Origin of the sequence: Frateuria defendens, from assembly GCF_001182895.1 — a bacterium.
GTDB lineage: Bacteria > Pseudomonadota > Gammaproteobacteria > Xanthomonadales > Rhodanobacteraceae > Frateuria_B > Frateuria_B defendens.
In genome coordinates this window covers 1-24,250 of the sequence record NZ_LFQR01000058.1, presented here as the reverse complement: position 1 = coordinate 24,250, position 24,250 = coordinate 1, and the positions used below count along the sequence as shown (strand labels likewise).

The following is a 24,250-nucleotide window of genomic DNA, read 5'->3' as shown; positions in this document are numbered from 1 at the left end:
CGCGAAGCCCGAAGGCTCCGCGCCCCGCCCGCTCACTCGTAGCGCACGCCGATGATGCCGTAATGCTTCACGCCGTTCGGCGCCTGGAACTCGAAGCTGTCGCCCTCGGTCTTGCCGATCATCGCGCGCGCGATGGGCGAGGACACCGCGATCATGCGCCGCTTGATATCGGCCTCGAGGTCGCCGACGATCTGGTAGGTCACCGTCTCGCCACTGTCCTCGTCCTCCAGCTCCACGGTGGCGCCGAACACCACCTTGCTGCCCGCGCCCAGGCGCACCACGTCGATCACTTCCGCCGTGGACAGCGCCGCTTCCAGCTCGGCGATGCGTCCCTCGGTGAAGCTCTGCTGCTCGCGCGCGGCGTGGTACTCGGCGTTTTCCTTCAGGTCGCCGTGCGCGCGCGCCTCTGCGATGGCGGCGATGATGCGCGGGCGCTCGACGGACTTCAGTCGATCCAGCTCGGCCCGCAGGCGTTCCGAACCGGCTTTGGTGATGGGGACGCGATTCATGCGCTCAACTCCTTGTGCAGTTCCTGCAGGCTGTTCACCTCGCCGGCGCCGTGGAAATCCAGCGAATGCACCAGGGCGCGCGCGCCTGCAACGGTGGTGGAATACGTGACGCGATGCTGCAGCGCTTCGCGGCGGATCGAGAACGAGTCGGCGATCGCCTGCTTGCCCTCGGTCGTGTTGACGATGTAGGCAAGCTCGCCGTTCTTGATCAGGTCGACCACGTGCGGCCGCCCCTCGAGCACCTTGTTGATGCGCTCGCAGACGACGCCGTGGCCGTCCAGGTAGGACGCGGTGCCGGCGGTGGCCACCAGGGTGAAGCCGCGGGCGACCATGTCCTGCGCCACCGGCAACAGGCGGTCCTTGTCGGCGTCGCGCACGGAGACGAACACCTTGCCCTGGGTCGGCGTCTTGATGCCGGCGGCGTCGTGGCCGCGCGCGAAGGCGGCGCCGAAGCTGCGGCCCACGCCCATCACCTCGCCGGTGGAGCGCATCTCGGGGCCGAGGATCGGGTCCACGTTCTGGAACTTCAGGAACGGGAAGATCGCCTCCTTCACCGAGTAGTAGCCCGGGATCACTTCCTTCGTCGCGTTCTGGCTGACCAGCGAGCGGCCGGCCATCGCGCGCGCGGCGATCTTGGCCAGCGGCACGCCGGTGGCCTTGGACACGAACGGCACCGTGCGCGAGGCGCGCGGGTTCACTTCCAGGACGAACACGGTGTCGCCCTGGATGGCGAACTGGGTGTTCATCAGGCCGATCACCTTCAGCTCGCGCGCCATCAGGCCGACCTGCCGGCGCAACTCGTCCTGCACCTCCGGCGACAGCGAGTACGGCGGCAGCGAGCAGGAGGAGTCACCCGAATGCACGCCGGCCTCCTCGATGTGCTCCATGATGCCGCCGATCAGCACGTTGCCTTCGATGTCGGCGATGATGTCCACGTCCACCTCGACCGCGTGGTCGAGGAAGCGGTCCAGCAGCACCGGCGAATCGTTGGACACCTGCACCGCCTCGCGGATGTAGCGCGCGAGGTCGGCGTCGCCGTAGACGATCTCCATCGCGCGGCCGCCCAGCACGTAGCTCGGGCGCACCACCAGCGGGTAGCCGATCTCGCGCGCCAGCGCCAGCGCCTCGTCGGGGTTGCGCGCGGTGCGGTTCGGCGGCTGGGTGAGGCCGAGCTTCTGGATCATGTGCTGGAAGCGCTCGCGGTCCTCGGCCAGGTCGATCGAGTCCGGCGAGGTGCCGATGATCGGCGCGCCGGCCGCCTCCAGCGCGCGCGCCAGCTTGAGCGGCGTCTGGCCGCCGTACTGCACGATCACGCCCTTGGGCTTCTCCAGCGCGATGATCTCGAGCACGTCCTCGAGCGTCAGCGGCTCGAAGTACAGGCGGTCGGAGGTGTCGTAGTCGGTCGAGACGGTCTCCGGGTTGCAGTTGACCATGATGGTCTCGAAGCCGTCCTCGCGCAGGGCGAGCGCCGCGTGCACGCAGCAGTAATCGAACTCGATGCCCTGGCCGATGCGGTTGGGACCGCCGCCGAGCACGATGATCTTCTCGCGGTCGGTGGGGTTCGCCTCGCATTCCTCCTCGTAGGTGGAATACATGTAGGCGGTGGTGGTGGCGAACTCGGCGGCGCAGGAGTCCACGCGCTTGTACACCGGGCGCACGCCCAGCGTATGGCGCAGGTGGCGGATGGCGGCCTCGTCGGTGCCGGCCAGCTCGGCCAGGCGCCCGTCGGAGAAGCCCAGGCGCTTGAGCTCGCGCAGGCGCGCGGCGTCAAGCGCGGTGAGGCCCTGTTCCTTCACCTCGGCCTCGGCCAGCACGATGTCCTCGAAGGCGGCCAGGAACCATGGATCGACGTGGCTCAAGCCCTGCACTTCCTCCAGCGAGAGGCCGGCGCGGAACGCATCGGCGAGGTAGAACACGCGCTCGGGCCGCGGCTCGCGCAGTTCGCGGCGCAGCGTGGCCAGATCCTCGTTGCTGGACAGGTCCAGCCCGGTGGGGTTGAGGCCGGTCTTGCCGATCTCCAGCCCGCGCAGCGCCTTCTGCAGCGACTCGTGGAAGCTGCGGCCGATCGCCATCACCTCGCCCACCGACTTCATCTGCGTGGTGAGGCGCGCGTCGGCCTGCGGGAACTTCTCGAAGGCGAAGCGCGGGATCTTGGTGACCACGTAGTCGATGGTCGGCTCGAACGAGGCCGGCGTGAGGCCGCCGGTGATGTCGTTCTTGAGCTCGTCCAGCGTGTAGCCCACCGCCAGCTTGGCCGCGATCTTGGCGATCGGGAAGCCGGTGGCCTTGGAGGCGAGCGCGGAGGAGCGCGACACGCGCGGGTTCATCTCGATCACCACCACCCGGCCGTTGGCCGGGTCGATGCCGAACTGCACGTTGGAGCCGCCGGTGTCCACGCCGATCTTGCGCAGCACCGCGATGGAGGCGTCGCGCAGGCGCTGGTATTCCTTGTCGGTGAGCGTCTGCGCCGGCGCCACGGTGATCGAGTCGCCGGTGTGCACGCCCATCGGGTCGAGGTTCTCGATCGAGCACACGATGATGCAGTTGTCCGCCTTGTCGCGGACCACTTCCATCTCGAACTCCTTCCAGCCCAGCACCGACTCCTCGACCAGCACCTCGTGCACCGGCGAGAGCTCGAGGCCACGCTTGACGATCTCCTCGAACTCCTCGCGATTGTAGGCGATGCCGCCGCCGGAGCCGCCGAGCGTGAAGCTCGGGCGGATGATGGTCGGATAGCCGACCTTGGCCTGCGCCTCCACCGCCGCCTCGAAGCTGCGCACGGTCTCCGCGCGCGGGCACTCCAGGCCGATCTCGCCCATCGCCACGCGGAACAGCTCGCGGTCCTCGGCCATGCGGATGGCCTCGCGCGAGGCACCGATCAGCTCGACGCCGTACTTCTCCAGCACGCCGTGATCGGCGAGGTCGAGCGCGCAGTTCAAGCCGGTCTGGCCGCCCATGGTGGGCAGCACCGCGTCCGGGCGCTCCTTGGCGATGATGCGCTCGACCACCTGCCAGGTGATCGGCTCGATGTAGACGGCGTCGGCCATCTCCGGGTCGGTCATGATGGTGGCCGGGTTGGAGTTCACCAGGATCACCCGGTAGCCCTCCTCGCGCAGCGCCTTGCAGGCCTGCGCGCCGGAATAGTCGAACTCGCACGCCTGGCCGATCACGATCGGGCCGGCGCCGATGATCAGGATGCTCTTGATGTCATGGCGCTTGGGCATCTCAGCGGGTCTCCTGCATCAGCGTGGCGAAACGGTCGAACAGGTAATCGATGTCGTGCGGGCCGGGGCTCGCTTCCGGATGGCCCTGGAAGCAGAACGCCGGGCGGTCGGTGAGTGCGAAGCCCTGCAGCGAGCCGTCGAACAGCGAGGTGTGGGTGACGCGCACGTTGGCCGGCAGCGTGCCCGGGTCCACCGCGAAGCCGTGGTTCTGCGAGGTGATCAGCACGCGGCCGTCGTCCAGGTCCTTCACCGGATGGTTGGCGCCGTGGTGGCCGAACTTCATCTTGAGCGTCCTGGCGCCCACGGCCAGGCCCATGATCTGGTGGCCCAGGCAGATGCCGAACAGCGGGATCTTCCGGTCGAGGAACACGCGCGTGGCCTCGATGGCGTAGTCGCAGGCCGCCGGGTCGCCGGGGCCGTTGGAGAGGAACACGCCGTCGGGGGCCATCGCCAGCACCTCGGCGGCGCTCGTCTGCGCCGGCACCACGGTGATGTCGCAGCCGCGTTCGGCGAGCAGGCGCAGGATGTTGTGCTTCACGCCGTAGTCGTAGGCCACCACCTTGAAGCGGCGCCCGGGCTGGTTGAAGGCCTGGCGGTCGAGGTCGTACACGCCCTCGGTCCAGCCGTAGGGCTTGTCGACGCTGACCACCTTGGCCAGGTCCATGCCGTTCAGGCCCGGGCAGGCGCGCGCCTTGGCCAGCGCGGCCTCCACGTCGAGGTTCTCGCCGGCCACCAGGCAGCCGTTCTGCGCGCCCTTGTCGCGCAGGATGCGGGTGAGCCGGCGCGTGTCGATGCCGGCGATCGCCACGATGCCGTGGCGCTTCAAGTAATCGGGCAGGCTTTCCGTGCTGCGCCAGTTGCTGGCCAGGCGCGGCACGTCGCGCACGATCAGGCCGGCGGCATGCACCGCGGTGGATTCGGCATCGACGGCGTTGACGCCGGTGTTGCCGATGTGGGGGTAAGTGAGGGTGACGATCTGGCGCGCGTACGAGGGATCGGTGAGGATCTCCTGGTAGCCGGTCATCGCGGTGTTGAACACCACCTCGCCGACGGTTTCGCCGGTAGCGCCCACGGCGTGGCCGTGGAACACGCTGCCGTCTTCGAGGGCGAGCAGAGCGGAAATGGGCATGGGGATGGCCGCCTTTTAGGTACAGCAAGGTCCGCAAGCCGCTGCGGAAGCAGGCTTGTGGACCTTGGGTCGTGGAAGTCTCGGGCGGGAAACAATGATAGGTGCGACGCCCCTTTTTGTCCACCGGATGGAGCATGAACACGCGGTCGCAGCCGCCGCCAACGCGCGAAAACGCCCCGGCATGACAATGGCGTTAAACTGCCCCCGATTTCCGTGCCGGATACCGACACTCCATGCTCGCCACCGTACTGCTCGACCCCGCCCGCCTCGATCGTCCCGACACCGAGGTCCGGCTGGAGCCGTTCCCGTTCCTGGTGGCGCACGGCCAGCTGCCGGACGAGGCGCGCAGCGACCTGGACCGCGACTTTCCCCGCTATGCGGGCGCCGGCTTCTTCCCCTACGACCCGAGCGACTGCGGCCCCTCGGTCAACGCGCTGGTGGAAGGCCTGACCGCGCCCGAGTTCGCCGACGCGATCGGCAAGCGCCTGGGCATCGCCAACCTCGGCGACTACCCGACCCTGGTGACGCTGTGCCGCTCGCTCAACAAGCGCCACGGCACCATCCACACCGACAGCCGCTCCAAGGTCGCCACCGCCCTGCTCTACCTGAACCCGATGTGGCCGGACAGCAGCGACGGCTGCCTGCGCTTCCTCGGCAAGATCGACGACATCGACGCCCTGCTGGCGCCCGAACTCAAGCCGCTGTACGGCGAGTTCGCCGTGTTCAAGCGCTGCGACAACTCCTTCCACGGCCACCTGCCCTACGAGGGCGAGCGCCGGGTGATCCAGGTGGCCTGGCTCACCAGCGAGGAGGAGAAGCTGCGCAAGACCAAGCGCGGCAAGTTCTCGCGCGTCTTCAAGAAGCTGTTCGGCTCGCTGGACCGCCGCTTCGGCGCCGACCGCGACCGTAACGCCGCGCACCGGGACTGACCCGGGCGCGCCGATGCCGCCCGTCGCCCTGCATACCGTGTTCGAGATGCTGGCCTACGCGGCCGGCTTGCGCACTTTCCTGTGGACCCGCAAGCGGCTGGCGCCCGCCGCCTTCGAGCGCGAGGACGACGTGGTGTCGGTCGGCGTCGGCGCCATCGTGGGCGCGGCGCTGGGCGCCAAGCTCGCGTTCTGGCTGGACGACCCGCTGCGGGCCTTCGCCGATTTTCCCGATCTCGGCCACCTGCTGGAGGGCAAGTCCATCATCGGCGCCCTGCTCGGCGGCCTGGTGGGCGTGGAGCTCGCCAAGCGCATCGCCGGCGTGCGGCGCTCGACCGGCGACGCCTTCGTGCTTCCGTTGACCGTGGGCATGTGCATCGGCCGCATCGGCTGCTTCCTCGCCGGGCTGGACGATCACACCTACGGCAACCCGACCTCGCTGCCGTGGGGTGTCGATTTCGGCGACGGAGTGGCGCGGCATCCCACCCAGCTCTACGAGATCGCCTTCCTGCTCGCGCAATACGGGTTGATCCACCGCTACCGCCACGCGCTGGGCCACCCCGGCGACCGCTTCCGTGCCTTCATGATCGGCTACCTGGCCTTCCGCCTGCTGGTCGAGTTCATCAAGCCCCTGCCCTACGCCTATGTCGGCGCCCTGTCCGGACTGCAACTGCTTTGCCTGGCCGGGCTGTGCTATTACCGTCGCGACATTCCGCGTATCGCCGCATCGCTGCGCACGAGGGGGCGCAAGGCATGGGAGCCAAGGTAAGGCCGTACCTGTTCTACGACAGCGCGGTGTCGGTCTGCGCCACCTGCCTGCGGCGGGTGGAGGCGAAGATCCTGATCAAGGACGAACGCGTCTACCTGGAGAAATGGTGCCCCCAGCACGGCCGCGAGCGCGTGCTGCTGGCCGACGACGCGGCGTATTACCGGCAATGCCGCGAGGTCTACGTCAAGCCGCCGGAGCTGCCGCAGCGCTTCAACACGCCGCAGCACTTCGGCTGCCCCTACGACTGCGGCCTGTGCCCCGAGCACATGCAGCACTCCTGCCTCACCCTGGTCGAGATCACCGACCACTGCAACCTGCGCTGCCCGATCTGCTACGCCGAAAGCGGCCCGCACCGGCCGGGCTTCCGCGACCTCGCCACGGTGGAGCGCATGCTCGACGCCGTGGTGGCGAACGAGGGCGAGCCCGACGTAGTGCAGATCTCCGGCGGCGAGCCCACCCTGCATCCGGCGTTCTTCGCCATCCTCGACGCGGCGCGGCGGCGGCCGATCCACCACCTGATGGTCAACACCAACGGCCTGCGCATTGCCAGGGAGCCGGACTTCGCCGCCCGCCTGGCCGACTACCAGCCAGGCTTCGAGCTCTACCTGCAATTCGACTCCCTGCGCGAGGCGGTGCACCGCGACCTGCGCGGCGCCAGGCTGCGCGAGGTGCGGCTGAAGGCGCTGGAACACCTCAACCCACGACATCTCCACCACGCTGGTGGTAACGGTGAAGAAAGGGCTCAACGACCACGAGCTCGGCGAGATCATCGACTTCGCCCTGACCCAGCCCTGCGTGCGGGGCGTCACCTTCCAGCCGATCCAGGCCGCCGGCCGCCTGGACGGCTACGATCCGGCACACGACCGGCTGACCTTGAGCGAGGTGCGCCGGCGCATCCTCGAGCAGAGCCCGCTGTTCCAGCCCGATGACCTGATCCCCGTGCCGTGCAACCCGGACTGCCTGGCGATGGCCTACGCGCTCAAGCTCGGCGGCCAAGTGCAGCCGCTGACCCGCTTCGTCTCGCCGGAGACACTGGTGAGCAAGGGCCGCAACACCATCGTGGTGGAGCGCGACGAGGCGCTGCGCGCGCACGTGTTCGAGCTCTTCGCCACCAACCACTCGCCCGCGTCGCAGGCCTGCTCGCTGTCGGACCTGCTGTGCTGCCTGCCGCAGGTGCAGGCGCCGGCGGACCTGTCGTATCGCAACGTGTTCCGCGTGCTGATCATGCAGTTCATCGACGCCCACAGCTTCGACCTGCGCGCGGTGAAGAAGTCCTGCGTGCACATCGCGCAGCCGGACGGCCGCATCGTGCCGTTCGATACCTTCAACCTGTTCTACCGCGACGGCAAGGCCGACACCCTCGCGCGCCTGCGCCGCGAGATCGAACGCGACTACGCCGAAAGGGCAGGCGCGCCATGAGCGAGCAGCCGCCGCCCCTGCCCGGCGACCCGCCGCGCAACCCCAAGGGCTCCCTCGCCAAGGGCTTTGGCCTGGCCTGGGCGATCGGCCTCGGCGGCAGCGTGCTGCTGGTCGCGCTGGGCATGGCCGTGCCGTTGCTGTATGGCATGCTGCTGCCGCTGCCGCTCGTCGCCATCCTGGTCGCGGCGATCGTCCTGCTCGCGCAGGGCAGGACCCGCATGGGCCTGGGCGTTTTCCTCGGCCTGGCCTCGATGCTCGCGCTGGCCCTGCTGCTGGTGGCCGCCTGCTTCGGCTTGCTCCGCATGCACTGAAGGCTCGGCCTCAGAGCCTGCTGCCGGAATACCAGGCCACGAACACCGCGAACACGCCGTACATCAGCCCGGCCGGCAGCAGCCAGCGCGCATCCACGCGACCGCGCCGGAACAGCCACAGCAGGTACACGATCGCGGCCATGGTGAGCACGCCGGCCACGATCAGCGGCGCATCGAACATCCAGGGCGTGGCGAACAGCGCCAGCGCGCTGGGCACGGTGGCCTGGATCATCATCGCGCCGGAGATGTTGGCCAGCGCCAGGCGCTCCTTGCCCTGGCGCACCCAGATCAGCGCGTTCATGGTCTCCGGCAGCTCGGTCGCCACCGGGCTCAGCACCAGCGCCACCAGGTGCGGCGAGAGCTTGAGCGCCTCGCCGATCGCCTCGATCTGCCCCACGAACAGGCGCGAGGCGGCGGCGATCACCGCCAGCGCCAGCACGCTCTGCGCGACGATGCGCGACAGCGCCGGCTGCTCCGCGGTCGGCTGGAACTTGAGCGGCTCCAGCTCCTCCTCTTCCGGCGCGGTGTCGCCGTCGCGCAATTCGCGCCATACGTAGAGCGCATAGGCGACCAGGAAGGCCACGCCCAACCACGGCTTGACCGCGAACGCGACCAGACCAAGCCCGCACTTCACCACGAAGATGGCCAGAAACCACGACTGGTCATGCGCCAGCCGCCGGTGGTCGACGCGCACCGCGTGGTCGACGCGCCGCAGGCGGCGGCGATTGCACCACAGCGCCACACCGACCACCGCATAGGCGATGGTGGCCAGCACCAGCGGACCGCCCAGGGCGGCGCCGACGCCGATGTCGCGCTGCGCCGGCGTGCGCCCGAGCATCACCGCGACGAAGGTCACCGCGCTCTCCGGCAGGGCCGTGCCGAACGCGGCCAGCACGGTGCCCACGGCGGTGGCGCCGAGGTTGAAACGACGTCCGAGCCATTCGATGCCGTTGACGAAATACTCGCAGGCGAAATAGATCGCGCCGGCGGAAACCAGGAACAGGAGCGCTGTCAGCATGAGACGAACCGGGCCGGGCGAGCGGAAACCATTGGCGCGACGACGCGGCTCGCCCGGCCGGGGTGAGCACGTCGCGGCCAAAGGTCTCGCCGGGCGCGTTGCGGCATGCAGCATGCCGCAGCGGCCATCCGCGCCATGAGGCGATGCCTCAAGTCTGTTGACGCGGATTCCTCGGGGGAACGAAGGCCATGCGCCTTCGCGGTGAGGATGGCTACTCCCCAATGACAACGGGCGGCATGGTAGCGAGGCGTTCCGCGCGCGGCAAGTGACGGCCGCCCGTCGCGGCGCCTCAGAGCCGCGGCCAGGCCTGGATCAGTCCCAGCCCATAGGCGGCGGCGTAAATCAGGCAGACCAGCGAACTCCACACCCAGAAGCCGGTCACGCGGTCGAAGGCGAACAACACCATCGGCACGATGACCAGACCGCGCAAGAGGTAGACGCCAGCGATCGCGCACAGCGCCGGCTTGAGCAGCGGAAACCGCGGCAGCAGGCTGGCGCCCGAGAAGGCATAGCCGGCCCAGACCAGCAGCATCAACGCCACGAAGCTGGTGACCACGACCGGGTACCAATGCCCGGCCTCCGCCAGCCGCGCGATCCGCTCGCCGGCACCGAAGCGGCGATACCACGCAGGCCCACCGAACAGGACGGCGACATGCAGCGCCGACGCCAGCAGGCTGAGCGAGCCGGCGACGGCCAGCAGCGGAAAAGTGGACCAGGACATGGCGCTCGGGGCTTCACGGCGGCGGAATGTGCAGCGTACCCGGCCGAGTCATCGCGCGACAGGGCGAGCGGGCCGGGAGCCTGCCTGCCGCCCACCGCGGCAAGCAGGCCGACGGCGGCACCGCGCCGAAGGATCAACGCCCGATGCGATCGCCCAGCATGGCATCGAGCCCGTAGGCGCCCGGCGCCTTGCCGGCCAGCCAGTACGCGGCCTCGAGCGCGCCGCGGGCGAAGATCGAGCGGTCGGTGGCGCGGTGGGACAGCTCCACGCGCTCGCCCTGCCCGATCAGCATCGCGGCGTGTTCGCCCACGATGTCGCCGCCGCGCACCACGGCGAAGCCGATCGTGCCGGCCTCGCGCGGACCGGTGCGGCCCTCGCGCGCATAGGTCGCCGCCTCGGCCAGCGTGGTGCCGCGCGCCGCGGCGGCGGCCTCGCCGAGCAGCAGCGCGGTGCCCGAGGGCGCATCCTCCTTGCGGCCGTGATGCGCCTCGACGATCTCCAGGTCCCACTCGCGCAGCGCCGCCGCCGCTTCGCGCAGCAGGCGCGCGAGCACGGCGACGCCGAGGCTGAAGTTGGCCGAGCGCAGCAGCGCGATGCGCTCTGAGACGGCGTCCAGCCGCTGCGCCAACGCGGCGTCGAGGCCGGTGGTGCCGCACACCAGGGCCACACCGTGCACCTCGCAATGCGCCAGCGCCGCGGCCAGGCCGCCGGGGCCGCTGAAGTCGACCACCACGTCGAGCGGCCCGACCTGCGACCAGTCGTGCGCGTAGCGCACCGCGCTGCCCGGCGCGACCGGCGTGCCCTGCAGCGCATTCGTGGGCGTCGCGAGCGCGGCGACCAGCTCGAAGCGCCGGTCGTGCTGCAAAAGCTCGATCAGCACCCGCCCCATACGGCCGGTGGCGCCGTTGATGGCGACGCGAACGGGATGGCTCATGCACGACTCCTGTGGCGACGGCCGGCGAAAAGGGGCGCGCGCGGAGGTCTCACGAGGTGACCCGCGACCAGAACTGCTTGACGCCGTCCACCCAGGTCTTGGCGCGCGGGGTGTGCTCCTCCGCCTTGCCGTCGGCGAAGGTGGTTTCCAGCTGTTCGAACAGCTCGCGCTGCTGGCGCGTCAGGCGCACCGGCGTCTCCACCACCACGCGGCAGATCAGGTCGCCATGGCGGCCGCTGCGCACCGACTTCACGCCGCGCCCGCGCAGGCGGAACTGCTGGCCGGTCTGCGTCTCGGGCGGCACCGTGATCGCCACGTCGCCCTCCAGCGTCGGCACCTGCAGTTCGGCGCCCAGTGCCGCCTGCGAGAAGCGGATCGGCAGCTCGCAATGCAGGTCGTTGCCCTCGCGCTGGAAAATCTTGTGCTCGCGCACCCGCACCTCGACGTAGAGGTCGCCCGCCGGCGCGCCGCTGGCGCCGGCCTCGCCCTGGCCGGTGAGACGGATGCGGTCGCCGTTGTCGACGCCCTCGGGAATACGCACCGACAGCGTGCGAGCCTCCTCCAGGCGGCCCTCGCCGTGGCAGGCCTTGCACGGGTTCTCGATCACCTGGCCGCTGCCGCCACAGGTCGGGCAGCCCTGCTGGATCGAGAAGATGCCGTTCTGCATGCGCACCCGGCCATGGCCGTTGCAGGTGCGGCAGGTGGCCGTCTTGCCGTCGGCCGAGCCGCTGCCGTTGCAGTGGTGGCAGTTGACCTGGGTGGGGATCTCGATCTTCTTCTCGACGCCGAACACGGCTTCCTCGAGATCGAGCTCCATGATGTAGCGCAGGTCGGCGCCCCGCCGCTGGCGGCCGCCGCGACCGCCGCCCATGCCGAAGATGTCGCCGAAAATGTCGCCGAAAATGTCGCCCACGTCGCCGAAGCCGGCGCCACCGCCGCCCCCCATGCCGCCCTCGAAGGCGGCGTGGCCGTACTGGTCGTACAGGCCGCGCTTCTGCGCGTCGGCGAGCACCTCGTAGGCCTCCTTGGCCTCCTTGAACTTCTCCTGCGCCGCCGGATCGTCCGGGCAGCGGTCCGGGTGGTACTTCATCGCCAGCCGCCGGAACGACTTCTTCAGTTCGACCTCGGTGACGCTGCGCTCCACCCCGAGGACTTCGTAATAATCACGCTTGCTCATCGGTACTTCTCGATTCGAAGCCACTGCCGGCCAGCATGCCGGCGCGCTTCCGTTCCCCATTCAACGCGCAGCCCGCGCCCGGTGTTTCCGGGCGCGGGCTGCATGGATCGGTCGTGCCGACCATCGCGACGACTTACTTCTTGTCGTCCTTGACTTCGGTGAACTCGGCGTCGACCACGTCGTCGGCCGCCGCATGCGCCTGCGCCTCGCCCGGGGCCGGCGGCGGCGTGGCACCGCCCTGCGCCGCGGCGTAGAGCGCCTGCGCCACCTGCTCGAGCTTCTCGATCTTGGACTCGATCGCGGCCTTGTCGTCGCCGTCCTTGACCTTCTCCAGATCCGACAGCGCGCCCTCGATGGCGCTGAGCTGGTCGCCCGGCACCTTGCCGCCGTGCTCCTTCAACGCGCTGCGGGTGGCATGCACCAGCTGGTCGGCCTTGTTGCGGGTGCCCACCAGTTCCTGGAACTTCTTGTCGTCCTCGCGGTGCGCCTCGGCGTCGGCGACCATGCGCTGGATCTCCTCGTCCGACAGGCCCGAGCCGGCCTTGATCTCGATCTTCTGCTCCTTGCCGGTCTTCTTGTCCTTGGCCGACACGTGCAGGATGCCGTTGGCGTCGATGTCGAAGGTCACCTCGATCTGCGGCATGCCGCGCGGGGCCGGCTCGATGCCCTGGAGGTCGAACTTGCCCAGCGACTTGTTGGCGCTGGCGCGGTCGCGCTCGCCCTGCAGCACGTGCACGGTCACCGCGGTCTGGTTGTCGTCGGCGGTGGAGAAGGTCTGCGAGGCCTTGGTCGGCACCGTGGTGTTCTTCTCGATCAGCTTGGTCATCACGCCGCCCATGGTCTCGATGCCCAGCGACAGCGGGGTCACGTCGAGTAGCAGCACGTCCTTCACCGAACCGCCCAGCACGCCGCCCTGGATCGCCGCGCCCACGGCCACGGCCTCGTCGGGGTTGACGTCCTTGCGCGGCTCCTTGCCGAAGAAGTCCTTCACCGCCTCCTGCACCTTGGGCATGCGGGTCTGGCCGCCGACCAGGATCACCTCGTCGACGTCGGACACGCGCAGGCCGGCGTCGTTGAGCGCGGTGCGGCACGGTTCGATGGTGCGCTTGACCAGGTCCTCCACCAGCGCCTCCAGCTTGGCACGGGTGAGCTTGATGTTGAGGTGCTTCGGGCCCGAGGCATCGGCCGTGATGTACGGCAGGTTCACCTCGGTCTGGTGCGAGGAGGACAGCTCGATCTTGGCGCGCTCGGCCGCGTCCTTCAGGCGCTGCAGGGCCAGCGGGTCCTTGCGCAGGTCGATGCCCTGGTCCTTCTGGAACTCCTCCACCAGGTAGTCGATCACGCGCAGGTCGAAGTCCTCGCCGCCGAGGAAGGTGTCGCCGTTGGTGGCCAGCACCTCGAACTGCTTCTCGCCGTCCACCTCGGCGATCTCGATGATGGACACGTCGAAGGTGCCGCCGCCCAGGTCGTACACCGCGATCTTGCGGTCGCCGCCCTTCTTGTCCAGGCCGTAGGCCAGCGCGGCCGCGGTCGGCTCGTTGATGATGCGCTTGACCTCCAGGCCCGCGATGCGGCCGGCGTCCTTGGTCGCCTGGCGCTGGCTGTCGTTGAAGTAGGCCGGCACCGTGATCACCGCCTCGGTGACCGTCTCGCCGAGATAGTCCTCGGCGGTCTTCTTCATCTTCATCAGCACCTTGGCCGAGATCTCCTGCGGCGCCATCTTCTTGCTGTCGGAGGTCTGCACCCAGGCGTCGCCGTTGTCGTGCGCCAGGATGCCGTAGGGCACGATGTGGAGATCCTTCTGCACCTCCGCGTCGGTGAACTTGCGGCCGATCAGGCGCTTCACCGCGTAGAAGGTGTTCTTCGGGTTGGTGACCGCCTGGCGCTTGGCCGGCGCGCCGACCAGCACTTCGCCGTCCTTGGTGAACGCGACGATCGACGGCGTGGTGCGGTCGCCCTCCGCGTTCTCGATCACCTTGGTCGTGCTGCCGTCCATCACGGCGACGCAGGAGTTGGTGGTGCCCAGGTCGATGCCGATGATCTTACCCATGTCTCTCTACTCCGAATTCGATTCTTGTGAGCGGCTCTTGCGACCGCGATGTTTGTCAAGTGGGGGCCGGCGTCCGTCGATTCAATCGCGTCGCGGCCCGGCCCCGAGGGCCCGGAATGACCGCCGCCGGCGCCCGTTCAGGCTTGTCGCCGGGGCGGTTCCGGTCATTCCTTCGCCACGGCCACCAGGGCCGGGCGCAGCAGACGGTCGTTCAGCAGGTAGCCCTTCTGCAGCACGCTGACCACGGTGCCTGGCGCCTGCCCGGGCGCCTCGACCATGCTCACCGCGTGGTGGCGCTCCGGATCGAGCGGCTGCCCGCGGGGGTCGATCTGCACCAGGCCGTTGCCCTCGGCGATCTTCAGCAGCGACTTCAGCGTCAGGCTGATGCCCTCGCGCACCGCGGCCGCGTCGCCCGCCTCGGTCGCCAGACCCAGCTCTAGGCCGTCGTAGACCGGCAGCAGTTCATTGAGCAGCTTCTCGTTGGCGAAGCGGCGCGCCTGCTCCACGTCGCGGTGCAGGCGACGGCGCTGGTTCTCGAGCTCCGCCTTTTCGCGCAGCACGGTTTCGCGCAGCTCGGCGTTGCTGGCTTCCAGTTCGGCGACGCGGGCCTTGAGCGCCTCCACGTCGGCGGCATCGGCCGCTGCCGGCTGGCCGGTCTGCGTCTCCTGGGACGCCTGCTGATCGTTGTTCTGCATGCCTTCACTCCAACAAAAAACCTACGCCAGCCACTGGTGCCGACGATCGATATATGCGGGGAATCCCGCCTCCCGCGGGGCTTTATAAGGCCGTCGCCGCCCGATTCAAGGCGTCGCTCAGCAAATCGGCGGTGGCCTGCACCACCGGGATCACCCGGTCGTAGGCCATGCGGGTCGGCCCGATCACGCCCACCGCCCCCAGCATGCGGCCCTGGGCGCCGTAGCTGGCGGTCACCACGCTGCAGCCGTCCAGCGCGGCGAAGCCCGATTCCTCGCCGATGAACAGGCGCACGCCCGGCGCCCGGGCGCACACCTCCATCAGCTGCAGCAGTTCGTTCTTCTGCTGGAACGCCTCGAACAGCTCGCGCAGCCGGCCCAGGTCGGCCAGCTCCGCATAGGTCATCAGGTTGGTCTGGCCGCTGACCAGCACGTCCTCGTCCTTCACCTGCGGCGCGAAGGAGGCCGCCGCCAGGTCCACCGCGCTGGCCAGCAGCCGCTTGAGCTCGCTGCTGGCCTCGCGCAGTTCGCGCAGCAGGTGCGCGCGGATGTCGTCCACGCGCAGGCCGACGAAGTGCTCGTTGATGTAGTTGGCCGCCTGCTCCAGCTCACGCCCGTCCAGCGGCTTGGCCAGCTGCACGATGCGGTTCTGCACCTGGTTGTCGGAGAACACCAGGATCACCAGCACCCGCGCGTCCGGCAGCGGCACGAAGTCGATGTGGCGCAGCGGGAAGTCGGCCTGCCGCGGCACGCTGACCACGCCGGCGAAATGGGTCATCGCCGACAGCAGCGTGGAAACGCTGCCAAGCAGGTCGCGCGTGGTCGCCGGCGCCGGCGACAGCTCGCGCTGCAGGCGCACGCGCTCGTCCGGATGCAGCGGCTGCAATTCGATCAGGCTGTCGACGAACAGGCGCAGGCCGCGCGGCGTCGGCACCCGTCCCGCCGAGGTATGCGGCGAGACCAGCAACCCGGCCTCCTCGAGATCGGCCATGATGTTGCGGATCGTCGCCGGGCTCACGTCCAGCCCGGACGAGCGCGACAGCGTGCGCGACCCCACCGGCTCGCCATCGACCAGGTATTGAGCGATCAGCGTGCGCAGCAGGCGCCGGGCGCGGGCGTCGAGTTCAGGGCCGGAGGAAGGAAACATGCACTGTGGCAATCCGTGAGACGAGCAAGAAATAAGGTGTAGGACGCAAGTTTGCAAGGAACCACCCCCGCGCCCGCCGGGGACGCGGCCGGCGGGCCGCCTCCGGGCGCCACGGCGACCTCCTGCAAAACGCCTCCGCCCCTTACAATCCACCGACCCCAACGTATCCCGAGCCATGCTTACCTCGCTCTACGTCCGCCATTTCGCCGTCGTCGAAGAAGCCGAGATCGCCTTCGGCCCCGGCCTCACCGTAGTCAGCGGCGAGACCGGCGCCGGCAAGTCGCTGCTGGTCGACGCCCTGATGTTGCTGGCCGGCGCCCGCGCCGACAGCGGCATGGTGCGCGCCGGCAGCGACCGCGCCGAACTCGCCGCCGAGTTCGACCTCGCCGGCCTGCCGGAAGCCCGCGACTGGCTCCGCCGCGAGGAGCTGGACGAAGACGGCGCCTGCCAGCTGCGGCGGGTGATCCGCGCCGAAGGCAGTTCGCGCGCCTGGATCAACGGCCGCCCGGCCAACGCCAGCCAGCTCGGCGAGCTGGCCACGCTGCTGCTGGAGATCCACGGCCAGCACGAGCACCAGGCCCTGCTCGCGCGCGCCCACCAGCTCGCCCTGCTCGACGCCTATGCCGGCAACGAGACCCTGGTCGCCCAGGTGCGCGAACTGGCCACACAGTGGCGAGAGCTCGGCGCGCGCGTCCGCAAGCTGAGCGGCGGCGAGGACCGCGGGCAGCGCCTGGAGCTGCTCCGCCACGAGCTGGACGAGCTGGAGCAGTGGGCACTGCCGCCCGCCGAGCTGGCCGAGCTGGAAACCAGCCACAAGCGCCTCGCCAACGCCGGCCGGCTGGCCGAAGGCGCGGCCGGCGTGGTCGAGCTGCTCGACGGCGACAGCGAATTCGCCCTGCGCCGCGCGCTGGGCCGCGCCCAGGCCGAGCTCGGCAAGCTGGCGACGCTCGACGACCGGCTCGCCCCGTTGCAGGAGCTCCTCGCCGGCGCCGAGATCCAGCTCGCCGAAGCGGCCGACGGCCTCGGCCGCTACGCGCAGGACGTGGACCTCGACCCGGAGCGCTACGCCCAGGTCGACACCCACCTCGCGCACCTGCACGAACTGGGTCGCCGCCACCGGCTGCCGGTGGACGAACTGCACGACAAGCTGGCCGCCCTGCGCACCGAACTGGCCGAGCTGGAAGGCGCGGGCGAGGCGCTGCTACAGGTCGAGGCGCAGCGCGAGCGCCTCCGGCACGACTACGCCAAGGCCGCCGGAACGCTGTCCCAGGCACGGCATGCGGCGGCGGCCCGCCTCGGCGAGGAAGTCAGCGCGCTGATGGCGGAGCTGGGCATGGCCGGCGGCCGGCTCGAAGCCTCGCTGGAAACCGTCGACGGCGACGAACCGGATGCGCAGGGCCGCGAGCGCTGCGAGCTGCTGGTCAGCGCCAACCCGGGCCAGCCGCTGCGGCCGCTGCGCAAGGTCGCCTCCGGCGGCGAGCTGGCGCGCATCAGCCTGGCGATCGAAGTCGCCACGCTGGGCAAGGACACCGTGGGCAGCATGGTCTTCGACGAGGTCGACACCGGCATCGGCGGCGCCGTGGCGGAGGTGGTCGGCCAGAAACTGCGCGCGCTGGGCGGCAGCCGCCAGGTGCTGTGCGTCACCCACCTGCCACAGGTGGCCGCGCAGGGCCATGCCCACCTGCGCGTGGTCAAGCAAAGCGACGGCGACAGCACCCGCACCGCGATCGAGAAGCTGAGCGCCCAGGGCCGCCGCGACGAGCTGGCGCGCATGCTCGGCGGCGTGGAGATCACCCGCGAGACGCGCGCCCACGCCAAGCAGATGCTGGAACGCGCGCAGACGGCCTGAATGCGGGCGGCCATCCGAAGGGGCTGGCAGATGCCTGCCGCGGGATGCCTTGTCGCCCCGATCCAGCCAAGTGCCGTGGCGCCGTCGCCGCCTCGTCAGTGCAACGTCACGGGATGTCGGCCTGCGCCGGCATGACGGACGGCTGTGTCGATGTGGGTTCTGCTGGTCGCCATGGTGCAACAGCGCCATGGACAGCGGATCGCTGCGCGCCGTCCGCAGCGATCCGTCTCACTGCCGCGCCGGCAGCAAGCCACGCGCCGCCGCGATGCGATAGAGATCCAGCTCCGACCCCGCGCCCAGCTTGCCCATCAAGCTGGCGCGGTGGATGTAGATGGTCTTCTGCCCCACCCCCAACTCGGCCGCCACCTGCTTGGGTGCCCGCCCCGCCGCCAGCAGCAGGAACACCTCGCGCTCACGCACGGTGAGCCGGCTGAGCGGGTCCAGCGCGTCGCTCGGCCGCTGGCGCAGGTCGGAACTCAAGTAGCACTCGCCCGCCATCACCGCGCGCAGGCCGGCTACCAGTTCCTCCGGCGCCACGCCCTTGGTCACGTAGCCGCTGGCGCCGCGGCGCAGCGCCTCGGACACGTACGGCTCGCCGTTGTGCATGCTGAGCACCACGATGCGCGTCTGCGGCGACACGCTGCGCAAGTGCTCGATCAACGGCAGGCCGCTGCCGTCGGGCAGGGACAGGTCCAGTGCGACCAGGTCGGGATGGCGCTGGTTGACCGCCTCCACCGCATCGTCCGCACAGCGGCATTCGGCCACGACCTCCAGGTCCGGCTCCATCTCGATCAAGCGCTTGAAGCCCTCGCGGACGATCGCGTGATCGTCGACAAGAACGATGCTGTACATGTCCATATCTACCCATGCGCGCCATGCGCCATACCCCCGAGCATGCCCATGTACCATCCGCGCATGCAACCGAGAACCCTCACCCTGCCCGAGTCGGGCCCGCTGCTCGGCGCGGCCTACGTCGCCCTGTGGCTGCTGCTGCGGCCGACCGAGCACCTCTACTGGATCCTGCCGTTCGGCCTGCGCTTCAGCGCCCTGCTGCTGGTGCCGATGCGCCAGTGGTTCTGGCTGCTCGGGCCGGAGATCGCCGCCACCGCAGTCATCGATCTGCACGCCGGCATGCCGCTGGGCTGGATCGAATTCCTGGCCGGCGATCTGCCGCAGCCGCTGGTGGTCGCGATCGGCCTGGGGCTGCTGCGCCGGGCCAACCTGCACGCCAGCCTGCGCACCCCGGAAGACACCACCCGCCTGCTGCTGTCGGCGGTCCTGGTGGTGGCCGCCACCACCGCCACGGACGCGGTGCTGCTGTCGCTGCTGCACGATGCGGAGACCTCGGGGGCGATGGCTCAGATGCTCGGCCAGTCCATGCTCGGCGATTACCTGGGCGTGCTGCTGGTGGCGCCGCTGCTGGTCATGCTGCTGCGCGCGCCGCCCTCCCACAAGGCCCTGGCCTCGCTGGTGATGGACGGCATGCTGGTCATGCTGCCGGCGATCGCGATACTGCTGATGCTGTCCCGGCACGCCGCGCCGCAGCCCCAGTTCGCCCGGGTGCTCTCGCTGGCCCCAGTGCTGTTCTTCGCCTTCCGCCACGGCTGGCGCGGCGCCTGCCTGTCCCTGCTGGTCACCAACCTGTCGATGGCCGTGGCCGATTTCGAAACGCACCAGGTCGCGCCCAGCGCCACCAGCTACCTGTTCCTGGCCGTGGCCGGCACCGGCGCCCTGATGCTTGGCTCCGCCAGCGACGCGCTCCGCCGCAGCAGCGAGCGCGTGAGCGAACAAAACGTCTACCTGGGCGCCGTCAACCGTCGGCTGGACCAACTGGCCCGGCAGCTGCGCGACGCCGCCCGCGGCAACCTACATGCGGAGGAAACCCAGCGTCGCCACATGGCCGCGGAGCTGCACGACGAACTGGGGCAGAACATCACCGCCATCCAGACCCACATCAAGCTGGCCCAGGCCCGGATGAAGAACGCCGGCCTGGAGGACGTCAGCCTCTCGCTCAACCTCATCCTGGCCCACATGCGCCGCGCGCTGCACCGCCTGCTCGACGACCTGCGCCCCGCCGTGCTGGACGAGTTCGGCCTGTTCCGCGCCCTCGACGAAGGCCCCATCCGCGACCTGCTGGCCACGGCCGGCATCGTCTTCGTCACCGACTTCCACGGCGACCCGCGCCTGCTCGACGACGATACCCGCACGGCGATCTATCGCCTGGTGCAGGAGAGCGCCACCAACACGGTCAAGCATGCCCGGGCCAGCGAGTTCCGGCTGCGACTGCGGATCGGCCCGCGGCACGGGACCATGCTGGCCCTGCTCGACATCCGCGACGACGGCATCGGGTTGCCACCGCGGCTGCCCCGCGGCGGGCATGGCCTGCAAGGCATGCGCGACCGGGTGACCTCGCTCGGCGGCCTGTTCCGGCTGCGACCGGGCGTCCAGGGCACGCACCTTCGCATCATGCTGCGCAGCAATCACGGCACCTCGGATGCCGGCCGCCTGGCATAGGAATTTTTCCAATACCGAAGACGTGAAAGACTCGTTTAGGATCGACCCATCGATGTGGGGGAGCCATCACCGCGAGGTGATGAGCCGGGGCTACCGTGGGGACGGTAGCCCCGAAGAACGGCAGGATGCCGTTCCGCCGGGTCAGGATGCCGCCAGGCAGTGCGAGCAACTCGCCAGTGCCGGGCATCGCGGGCTCCGGGGTCAGCCGCAGGTGGACAGGAGTCCGCTTGCGGCTTTTTTCTTGCCCATGCCCATAGCGATTGCCGGAGCACCGGCGTTATGTGCCTTTCGGCCGTAGGTCGAGTTCCCTGGCGGCGAATCCGGCCGCTTCGCCGCCGCTCCGCCCGATCCGCCTTTATAACGAGCCGCGCTTCTTGGGCCGCACGTACAGCACCAGGCTGTGGTCCTCGATGATGTAGCCGTAGCGGTCGGCGATCTCGTGCTGCAGGCGCTCGATCTCCTCGCTGACGAACTCGATCACCTTTCCGCTGTCCACATCGATCATGTGATCGTGGTGCTGGCCGCGATCGAGCTCGTACACCGCCTGCCCGCCTTCGAAGTTGTGCTTGATGAGGATGCCGGCGGCCTCGAACTGGGTCAGCACGCGATAGACCGTGGCCAGGCCGATGTCCTCCTGGTCGGCCAGCAGTCTCTTGTAGACATCCTCGGCGGTGAGATGGCGCGCATTGTCCTCTTCGAACAACTGCAGGATGCGCATGCGGGGATGGGTGACCTTGAGCCCGGCTCGGCGCAATTCTCTCGATTCCTGTTCCATCCGACCACCCCGCAACGACAGCGCCAGCAAGGCGTTAGTGTATCATCGACCCTCTTCACGATCCGGACGCAACACGCATGCAAAAGCTGATTCGCACGCTGGGTTTCGCCATGCTGGCCTTGTCGCTCGCCAGCTGCCGCCTGGTCTATGTCCCCGACGTGCAGCAGGGCAACCTGCTCGACAAGAAGAATGTCGATCAGCTCAAGCCCGGCATGACCAAGCGCCAGGTGCTGGTACTGCTCGGCTCGCCGTCGGTGAGCTCGCCGTTCGACCAGGATCGCTGGGACTACGTCTCCACCCAGCAGCATCGCGGCGGCCCGGTGAAGATCCGCACGCTCACGCTGACCTTCAACAACGACGCCCTGGTGCGCCAGGAAGGCGACTTCTTCGCCCAGGACAACGCCCAGCTGCTCAAGGACAGCAAGAAGTACCACACCGACTATCCGGTCAACGAAACCCGCGGCGACAAAAACACTTCCGGCGGCAACGGCGGGAGCGGGAGCGACAGTGGTGGCAGTGGCAGTGGCAGTGGCAGTGGCAGTGGCAGTGGCAACAGCAGCGGCAGCAGCGACTCGGGGGCGAGCAAGCCCTGACGCTCAGGGCCGACGGGCCCGCTGCCGGCGGGCCTCCTTCGGATCCAGCGCCAGCGGGCGGTAGATTTCGACGCGGTCGCCGTCGCGAAGCGGTTGATCGGGCTCCACGCGGCGACCGAAGACGCCTACCCGCGAAAGGTCGACCGCATCGCCCTGCTCCGCCGCCAAGCCGGAAGCCTGGACCGCATCCCGCACAGTGGCGCCGGCATCGAGTTGCCCGCGCCACGACAGCTGGCGATCCGGCAAGGCAAGCACGACCTCCACGCCCACCCGCTCAGCCATAGATGCGCTCGGCCGCGCGGCAGAAATCCTCGACCATGCGGCTGGCCAGGCCCTGGAAGCCGAGCTTGAGGGCACCGCTTGCCAGGCCCGAATAGGCGAAGTCCAGCGCCACGCTGATCCGGCAGCCGCGATCGCCCAGCGCCACGAACTCCCACAGCCCCTCCAGGCTGTGGAACGGCCCTTCCACCAGGCTGATCTTCAGGCGCTGCGGCGGATCGAGGGTGTTGCGGGTCGTGAAACTGTGCCGCAGCCCGGCGAACTTGAGATCGAGCCGGGCCACCAGCACATTGCCTTCGCGCTCGAGCACCTGCGCGCCGGAACACCAGCCGAAGCGCTTTGGGTATGCTTCAACGTCGTTGACCAGCTCGAACATCTGCGCCGGCGTGTACCCCACCAATGCGCTGCGGCGGATTTCGATCACGATAGCCTCTTCTTCATCATCAACAGGTCCGGCTCCTCCCGCATGTGCGCGGAGCCGGATCTGCACAGGGCAACAAGGCCCGAAGTTTACCGGACATGGCCAAAGCGAAGGACAAGGACAAACACGCCGGCGGAACCATCGCGCTGAACAAGCGCGCCCGCCATGAGTACCACATCGACCGGCGCTACGAGGCCGGCGTGGCGCTGCAGGGCTGGGAGCTGAAGGCACTGCGCGCCGGGCGGATCAACTTCGGCGACAGCTACGCGATCGTCCGGCAGAACGAAATCTACCTGTTCGGCGCCTCGATCCCGCCACTGATCAGCGCCTCCACCCACGTCGTCGCGGACGACCGGCGCATCCGCAAGCTGCTGCTGCATCGCGAGGAGATCGACCAGCTGATCGGCGCGGTGGAGCGCAAGGGCTACACCATGGTGCCCACCGCGATGTACTGGAAGGGCAACAAGGTGAAGGTCGAGATCGGCCTCGCCCGCGGCAAGCAGGCGCACGACAAGCGCGACACCGAGAAAGAACGCGACTGGCAGCGCGAGAAGCAGCGCACCATGCGCGCGCACAACCGTTCGGCCTGATCCACGCGGCCGGCAATCCTGGCGATGACGGGCGGCGCTCCGGCGCGCCCGGACGCATCAACCGCACAGCCTCCTTCCGCGCCGCGCAGGCCGGGCGCCGGCGACCCATGAGACGTGGTGCCCAGGGCGGGGATCGAACCCGCATGGCCGCGAGGCCGAGGGATTTTAAGTCCCTTGCGTATACCAGTTTCGCCACCTGGGCCGGTTCATCGGGACGTGTCGGAGCAAAGGCCCCGCCGCCCGGCAGGCCGGGCATCCTAGTACGTTTGCGTCACAAAGAAAAAGGCGCCGCAGAACGGCGCCGAAAGATGCCACGGTCCGCTCGGGGGCTGAGCGTCCAGAAGGTTGGGACCTCGCCGCGTCCACGCCAGGCGTCCTGCCTTCGCCACACTTCCTGTCGTTGGACGAACGACGGGCAAGGAACCCGCGGTCACTTTGCCCGTTCGTTCCACTGGCGGTCTGGCAGCGGACGCCCCTGCGTCGTGTAGGAATTATCCGAGGCGCTTCCATGAAAAAAAGGCCCTTGCAGTGCAAGGGCCTTGGGATTGGTGGTGGGGTGGAACCCTGCGCCAAACCTATGTAACTCAGCGCCTTAGAACCGCTGCGAACTCCTGCGGAAAGGTGCGGAATCCAGCCCCAACTGCCAACAATCCTACCAGTTCTGCCCGGCCGGGGTCACCAGCCAAGTGCATCAGACAGGACGCCAGTTCGATTCCCATTTGCGGAATTGAACCCGCGTCCGCATCCACTCATCCGACGTTCGATCAGGCGGTGACGAACCGCTCCCGAAATGCTCGCCGGCCCTGGTCGTAAGGCACAGGGTTGGTGGCGTGGGGGACCGGCGCGCTTCTGTCCCCAATGAGGTAATTGATCCGGTAGGTGCAGTTGCCGGATGGGTGCAGCATGCCGCCAATCACCCGGTCGGGTTTCAGAACCCGCTCCTGGATCAGGCGATCAAGCATCAAGCACCTTCTGGACCTGCGGCCCCAGGCCAACGAACACGGCATCCTTCAGTTCTTCGACTTCCGCCGCGAAGTGCTCCAGCAGGTACTTCCGCAGCAGCGGATGCTTGGTCATATCTGGGGAGCCACGGTAATCGTCGTCCTTGACGAATACCGGATAGCGCAGGAGGGAGGTGGTCTGCACCAAGTGGCGCGACGTGGAGAACAGGTTGGCCGAATCGCCTAGGAGCCTGGGCGGCAG

The 24,250-nt window shown here is 69.0% G+C and carries 25 protein-coding genes, 1 tRNA gene and 1 riboswitch; of the genes, 9 read left to right on the top strand and 17 right to left on the bottom strand.

Features of this window, described 5'->3' with window-relative positions:
- Positions 1–32: 32 nt before the first annotated feature.
- From greA to carA, 3 genes are read right to left on the bottom strand one after another with little or no spacing between them, the layout of a single operon-like run.
- On the bottom strand, positions 33–509 hold the full coding sequence (greA, locus tag ACH65_RS09500; protein ID WP_049622353.1) for a transcription elongation factor GreA: 477 nt from the start codon (positions 507–509) through the stop codon (positions 33–35).
- Entirely contained in the window at positions 506–3,733 is a 3,228-nt protein-coding gene (carB, locus tag ACH65_RS09495) for a carbamoyl-phosphate synthase large subunit (protein ID WP_049622352.1), read from the bottom strand. Before carB ends, greA begins: the two co-directional genes overlap by 4 nt.
- 1 nt (position 3,734) lies before the next feature.
- Positions 3,735–4,862, bottom strand: a complete 1,128-nt coding sequence (carA, locus tag ACH65_RS09490; protein ID WP_049622351.1) for a glutamine-hydrolyzing carbamoyl-phosphate synthase small subunit — start codon at positions 4,860–4,862, stop codon at positions 3,735–3,737.
- Between the two features lie 233 nt (positions 4,863–5,095).
- On the opposite strand from carA, the gene ACH65_RS09485 reads away from it, so the two are divergent.
- From ACH65_RS09485 to ACH65_RS09470, 5 genes are read left to right on the top strand one after another with little or no spacing between them, the layout of a single operon-like run.
- Entirely contained in the window at positions 5,096–5,791 is a 696-nt protein-coding gene (locus tag ACH65_RS09485) for a 2OG-Fe(II) oxygenase (protein ID WP_049622350.1), read from the top strand.
- 13 nt (positions 5,792–5,804) lie between these two features.
- Positions 5,805–6,557, top strand: coding sequence for a prolipoprotein diacylglyceryl transferase (locus ACH65_RS09480; RefSeq protein WP_049622349.1), 753 nt, complete (start codon positions 5,805–5,807; stop codon positions 6,555–6,557).
- Complete coding sequence (locus ACH65_RS09475) at positions 6,542–7,486, top strand: radical SAM protein (RefSeq protein WP_202594182.1); 945 nt, start codon at positions 6,542–6,544, stop codon at positions 7,484–7,486. Before ACH65_RS09480 ends, ACH65_RS09475 begins: the two co-directional genes overlap by 16 nt.
- Complete coding sequence (locus ACH65_RS20560) at positions 7,431–7,976, top strand: hypothetical protein (RefSeq protein WP_202594181.1); 546 nt, start codon at positions 7,431–7,433, stop codon at positions 7,974–7,976. Before ACH65_RS09475 ends, ACH65_RS20560 begins: the two co-directional genes overlap by 56 nt.
- Entirely contained in the window at positions 7,973–8,287 is a 315-nt protein-coding gene (locus tag ACH65_RS09470; RefSeq protein WP_049622348.1) for a hypothetical protein, read from the top strand. Before ACH65_RS20560 ends, ACH65_RS09470 begins: the two co-directional genes overlap by 4 nt.
- A 10-nt stretch (positions 8,288–8,297) precedes the next feature.
- Here the strand turns inward: ACH65_RS09470 and ACH65_RS09465 are convergent, their stop codons facing one another.
- The 7 genes from ACH65_RS09465 to hrcA form a co-directional block, all read right to left on the bottom strand.
- The gene (locus ACH65_RS09465; RefSeq protein ID WP_049622347.1) at positions 8,298–9,305 is read right to left on the bottom strand and encodes a sodium:calcium antiporter; all 1,008 of its coding nucleotides are present in this window, start codon (positions 9,303–9,305) and stop codon (positions 8,298–8,300) included.
- 91 nt (positions 9,306–9,396) lie between these two features.
- A riboswitch (yybP-ykoY riboswitch) is annotated at positions 9,397–9,537 on the bottom strand.
- A gap of 57 nt (positions 9,538–9,594) precedes the next feature.
- Positions 9,595–10,026: a hypothetical protein gene (locus ACH65_RS09460; protein ID WP_049622346.1), complete on the bottom strand. Its 432-nt coding sequence runs from the start codon at positions 10,024–10,026 to the stop codon at positions 9,595–9,597.
- Between the two features lie 133 nt (positions 10,027–10,159).
- Positions 10,160–10,960: a 4-hydroxy-tetrahydrodipicolinate reductase gene (dapB, locus tag ACH65_RS09455; protein WP_049622345.1), complete on the bottom strand. Its 801-nt coding sequence runs from the start codon at positions 10,958–10,960 to the stop codon at positions 10,160–10,162.
- Positions 10,961–11,009: 49 nt separating this feature from the next.
- Positions 11,010–12,137, bottom strand: a complete 1,128-nt coding sequence (gene dnaJ / locus ACH65_RS09450; RefSeq protein WP_049622344.1) for a molecular chaperone DnaJ — start codon at positions 12,135–12,137, stop codon at positions 11,010–11,012.
- 133 nt (positions 12,138–12,270) lie between these two features.
- Positions 12,271–14,187 carry a molecular chaperone DnaK gene (dnaK, locus tag ACH65_RS09445; protein WP_049622343.1) on the bottom strand — a complete coding sequence of 639 codons (1,917 nt, stop codon included), beginning with the start codon at positions 14,185–14,187 and terminating at the stop codon, positions 12,271–12,273.
- A gap of 164 nt (positions 14,188–14,351) precedes the next feature.
- Positions 14,352–14,882, bottom strand: a complete 531-nt coding sequence (gene grpE / locus ACH65_RS09440; protein ID WP_049622342.1) for a nucleotide exchange factor GrpE — start codon at positions 14,880–14,882, stop codon at positions 14,352–14,354.
- 82 nt (positions 14,883–14,964) lie between these two features.
- Positions 14,965–16,026: a heat-inducible transcriptional repressor HrcA gene (hrcA, locus tag ACH65_RS09435; protein ID WP_049622341.1), complete on the bottom strand. Its 1,062-nt coding sequence runs from the start codon at positions 16,024–16,026 to the stop codon at positions 14,965–14,967.
- 175 nt (positions 16,027–16,201) lie between these two features.
- Between hrcA and recN the strand changes: the two genes are divergently transcribed.
- Positions 16,202–17,875 (top strand): DNA repair protein RecN, encoded by a 1,674-nt coding sequence (recN, locus tag ACH65_RS09430; RefSeq protein WP_049622340.1) that lies wholly within the window; start codon positions 16,202–16,204, stop codon positions 17,873–17,875.
- A gap of 228 nt (positions 17,876–18,103) precedes the next feature.
- On the opposite strand, the gene ACH65_RS09425 is transcribed toward recN, so the two are convergent.
- The gene (locus tag ACH65_RS09425; protein ID WP_049622398.1) at positions 18,104–18,727 is read right to left on the bottom strand and encodes a response regulator transcription factor; all 624 of its coding nucleotides are present in this window, start codon (positions 18,725–18,727) and stop codon (positions 18,104–18,106) included.
- A gap of 63 nt (positions 18,728–18,790) precedes the next feature.
- Between ACH65_RS09425 and ACH65_RS09420 the strand changes: the two genes are divergently transcribed.
- Positions 18,791–20,389 (top strand): MASE1 domain-containing sensor histidine kinase, encoded by a 1,599-nt coding sequence (locus ACH65_RS09420; protein ID WP_049622397.1) that lies wholly within the window; start codon positions 18,791–18,793, stop codon positions 20,387–20,389.
- A gap of 355 nt (positions 20,390–20,744) precedes the next feature.
- Here ACH65_RS09420 and fur read toward each other — a convergent pair whose 3' ends face one another.
- Complete coding sequence (gene fur / locus ACH65_RS09415) at positions 20,745–21,164, bottom strand: ferric iron uptake transcriptional regulator (protein WP_049622339.1); 420 nt, start codon at positions 21,162–21,164, stop codon at positions 20,745–20,747.
- 77 nt (positions 21,165–21,241) lie between these two features.
- Here fur and ACH65_RS09410 point away from each other — a divergent pair, with 77 nt between their 5' ends.
- Positions 21,242–21,757, top strand: coding sequence for an outer membrane protein assembly factor BamE (locus ACH65_RS09410; RefSeq protein ID WP_049622338.1), 516 nt, complete (start codon positions 21,242–21,244; stop codon positions 21,755–21,757).
- Positions 21,758–21,760: 3 nt separating this feature from the next.
- On the opposite strand, the gene ACH65_RS09405 is transcribed toward ACH65_RS09410, so the two are convergent.
- On the bottom strand, positions 21,761–22,039 hold the full coding sequence (locus tag ACH65_RS09405; RefSeq protein ID WP_049622337.1) for an RnfH family protein: 279 nt from the start codon (positions 22,037–22,039) through the stop codon (positions 21,761–21,763).
- The gene (locus ACH65_RS09400; protein WP_082190234.1) at positions 22,032–22,460 is read right to left on the bottom strand and encodes a type II toxin-antitoxin system RatA family toxin; all 429 of its coding nucleotides are present in this window, start codon (positions 22,458–22,460) and stop codon (positions 22,032–22,034) included. Before ACH65_RS09400 ends, ACH65_RS09405 begins: the two co-directional genes overlap by 8 nt.
- Positions 22,461–22,555: 95 nt before the next feature.
- Between ACH65_RS09400 and smpB the strand changes: the two genes are divergently transcribed.
- Positions 22,556–23,047, top strand: coding sequence for an SsrA-binding protein SmpB (gene smpB, locus ACH65_RS09395; protein WP_049622336.1), 492 nt, complete (start codon positions 22,556–22,558; stop codon positions 23,045–23,047).
- A gap of 115 nt (positions 23,048–23,162) precedes the next feature.
- On the opposite strand, the gene ACH65_RS09390 is transcribed toward smpB, so the two are convergent.
- From ACH65_RS09390 to ACH65_RS18955, 3 genes are all read right to left on the bottom strand, one after another.
- Positions 23,163–23,249: transfer RNA gene (locus ACH65_RS09390), tRNA-Leu, on the bottom strand.
- Positions 23,250–23,811: 562 nt separating this feature from the next.
- Positions 23,812–24,009 carry a hypothetical protein gene (locus ACH65_RS18960; RefSeq protein ID WP_082190233.1) on the bottom strand — a complete coding sequence of 66 codons (198 nt, stop codon included), beginning with the start codon at positions 24,007–24,009 and terminating at the stop codon, positions 23,812–23,814.
- The coding region (locus ACH65_RS18955; protein WP_237561483.1) for a hypothetical protein at positions 24,002–24,250 on the bottom strand (249 nt) is incomplete at its 5' end. The genes ACH65_RS18960 and ACH65_RS18955, both read right to left, overlap by 8 nt.

What these genes read in the sequence shown, in the direction of transcription:
- greA (WP_049622353.1), bottom strand. Translation starts at nt 509, where the DNA reads ATGAATCGCGTCCCCATCACCAAAGCCGGTTCGGAACGCCTGCGGGCC.
- carB (WP_049622352.1), bottom strand. Translation starts at nt 3,733, where the DNA reads ATGCCCAAGCGCCATGACATCAAGAGCATCCTGATCATCGGCGCCGGC.
- carA (WP_049622351.1), bottom strand. Translation starts at nt 4,862, where the DNA reads ATGCCCATTTCCGCTCTGCTCGCCCTCGAAGACGGCAGCGTGTTCCAC.
- ACH65_RS09485 (WP_049622350.1), top strand. Translation starts at nt 5,096, where the DNA reads ATGCTCGCCACCGTACTGCTCGACCCCGCCCGCCTCGATCGTCCCGAC.
- ACH65_RS09480 (WP_049622349.1), top strand. Translation starts at nt 5,805, where the DNA reads ATGCCGCCCGTCGCCCTGCATACCGTGTTCGAGATGCTGGCCTACGCG.
- ACH65_RS09475 (WP_202594182.1), top strand. Translation starts at nt 6,542, where the DNA reads ATGGGAGCCAAGGTAAGGCCGTACCTGTTCTACGACAGCGCGGTGTCG.
- ACH65_RS09470 (WP_049622348.1), top strand. Translation starts at nt 7,973, where the DNA reads ATGAGCGAGCAGCCGCCGCCCCTGCCCGGCGACCCGCCGCGCAACCCC.
- ACH65_RS09465 (WP_049622347.1), bottom strand. Translation starts at nt 9,305, where the DNA reads ATGCTGACAGCGCTCCTGTTCCTGGTTTCCGCCGGCGCGATCTATTTC.
- ACH65_RS09460 (WP_049622346.1), bottom strand. Translation starts at nt 10,026, where the DNA reads ATGTCCTGGTCCACTTTTCCGCTGCTGGCCGTCGCCGGCTCGCTCAGC.
- dapB (WP_049622345.1), bottom strand. Translation starts at nt 10,960, where the DNA reads ATGAGCCATCCCGTTCGCGTCGCCATCAACGGCGCCACCGGCCGTATG.
- dnaJ (WP_049622344.1), bottom strand. Translation starts at nt 12,137, where the DNA reads ATGAGCAAGCGTGATTATTACGAAGTCCTCGGGGTGGAGCGCAGCGTC.
- dnaK (WP_049622343.1), bottom strand. Translation starts at nt 14,187, where the DNA reads ATGGGTAAGATCATCGGCATCGACCTGGGCACCACCAACTCCTGCGTC.
- grpE (WP_049622342.1), bottom strand. Translation starts at nt 14,882, where the DNA reads ATGCAGAACAACGATCAGCAGGCGTCCCAGGAGACGCAGACCGGCCAG.
- hrcA (WP_049622341.1), bottom strand. Translation starts at nt 16,026, where the DNA reads ATGTTTCCTTCCTCCGGCCCTGAACTCGACGCCCGCGCCCGGCGCCTG.
- recN (WP_049622340.1), top strand. Translation starts at nt 16,202, where the DNA reads ATGCTTACCTCGCTCTACGTCCGCCATTTCGCCGTCGTCGAAGAAGCC.
- ACH65_RS09425 (WP_049622398.1), bottom strand. Translation starts at nt 18,727, where the DNA reads ATGTACAGCATCGTTCTTGTCGACGATCACGCGATCGTCCGCGAGGGC.
- ACH65_RS09420 (WP_049622397.1), top strand. Translation starts at nt 18,791, where the DNA reads ATGCAACCGAGAACCCTCACCCTGCCCGAGTCGGGCCCGCTGCTCGGC.
- fur (WP_049622339.1), bottom strand. Translation starts at nt 21,164, where the DNA reads ATGGAACAGGAATCGAGAGAATTGCGCCGAGCCGGGCTCAAGGTCACC.
- ACH65_RS09410 (WP_049622338.1), top strand. Translation starts at nt 21,242, where the DNA reads ATGCAAAAGCTGATTCGCACGCTGGGTTTCGCCATGCTGGCCTTGTCG.
- ACH65_RS09405 (WP_049622337.1), bottom strand. Translation starts at nt 22,039, where the DNA reads ATGGCTGAGCGGGTGGGCGTGGAGGTCGTGCTTGCCTTGCCGGATCGC.
- smpB (WP_049622336.1), top strand. Translation starts at nt 22,556, where the DNA reads ATGGCCAAAGCGAAGGACAAGGACAAACACGCCGGCGGAACCATCGCG.
- ACH65_RS18960 (WP_082190233.1), bottom strand. Translation starts at nt 24,009, where the DNA reads ATGCTTGATCGCCTGATCCAGGAGCGGGTTCTGAAACCCGACCGGGTG.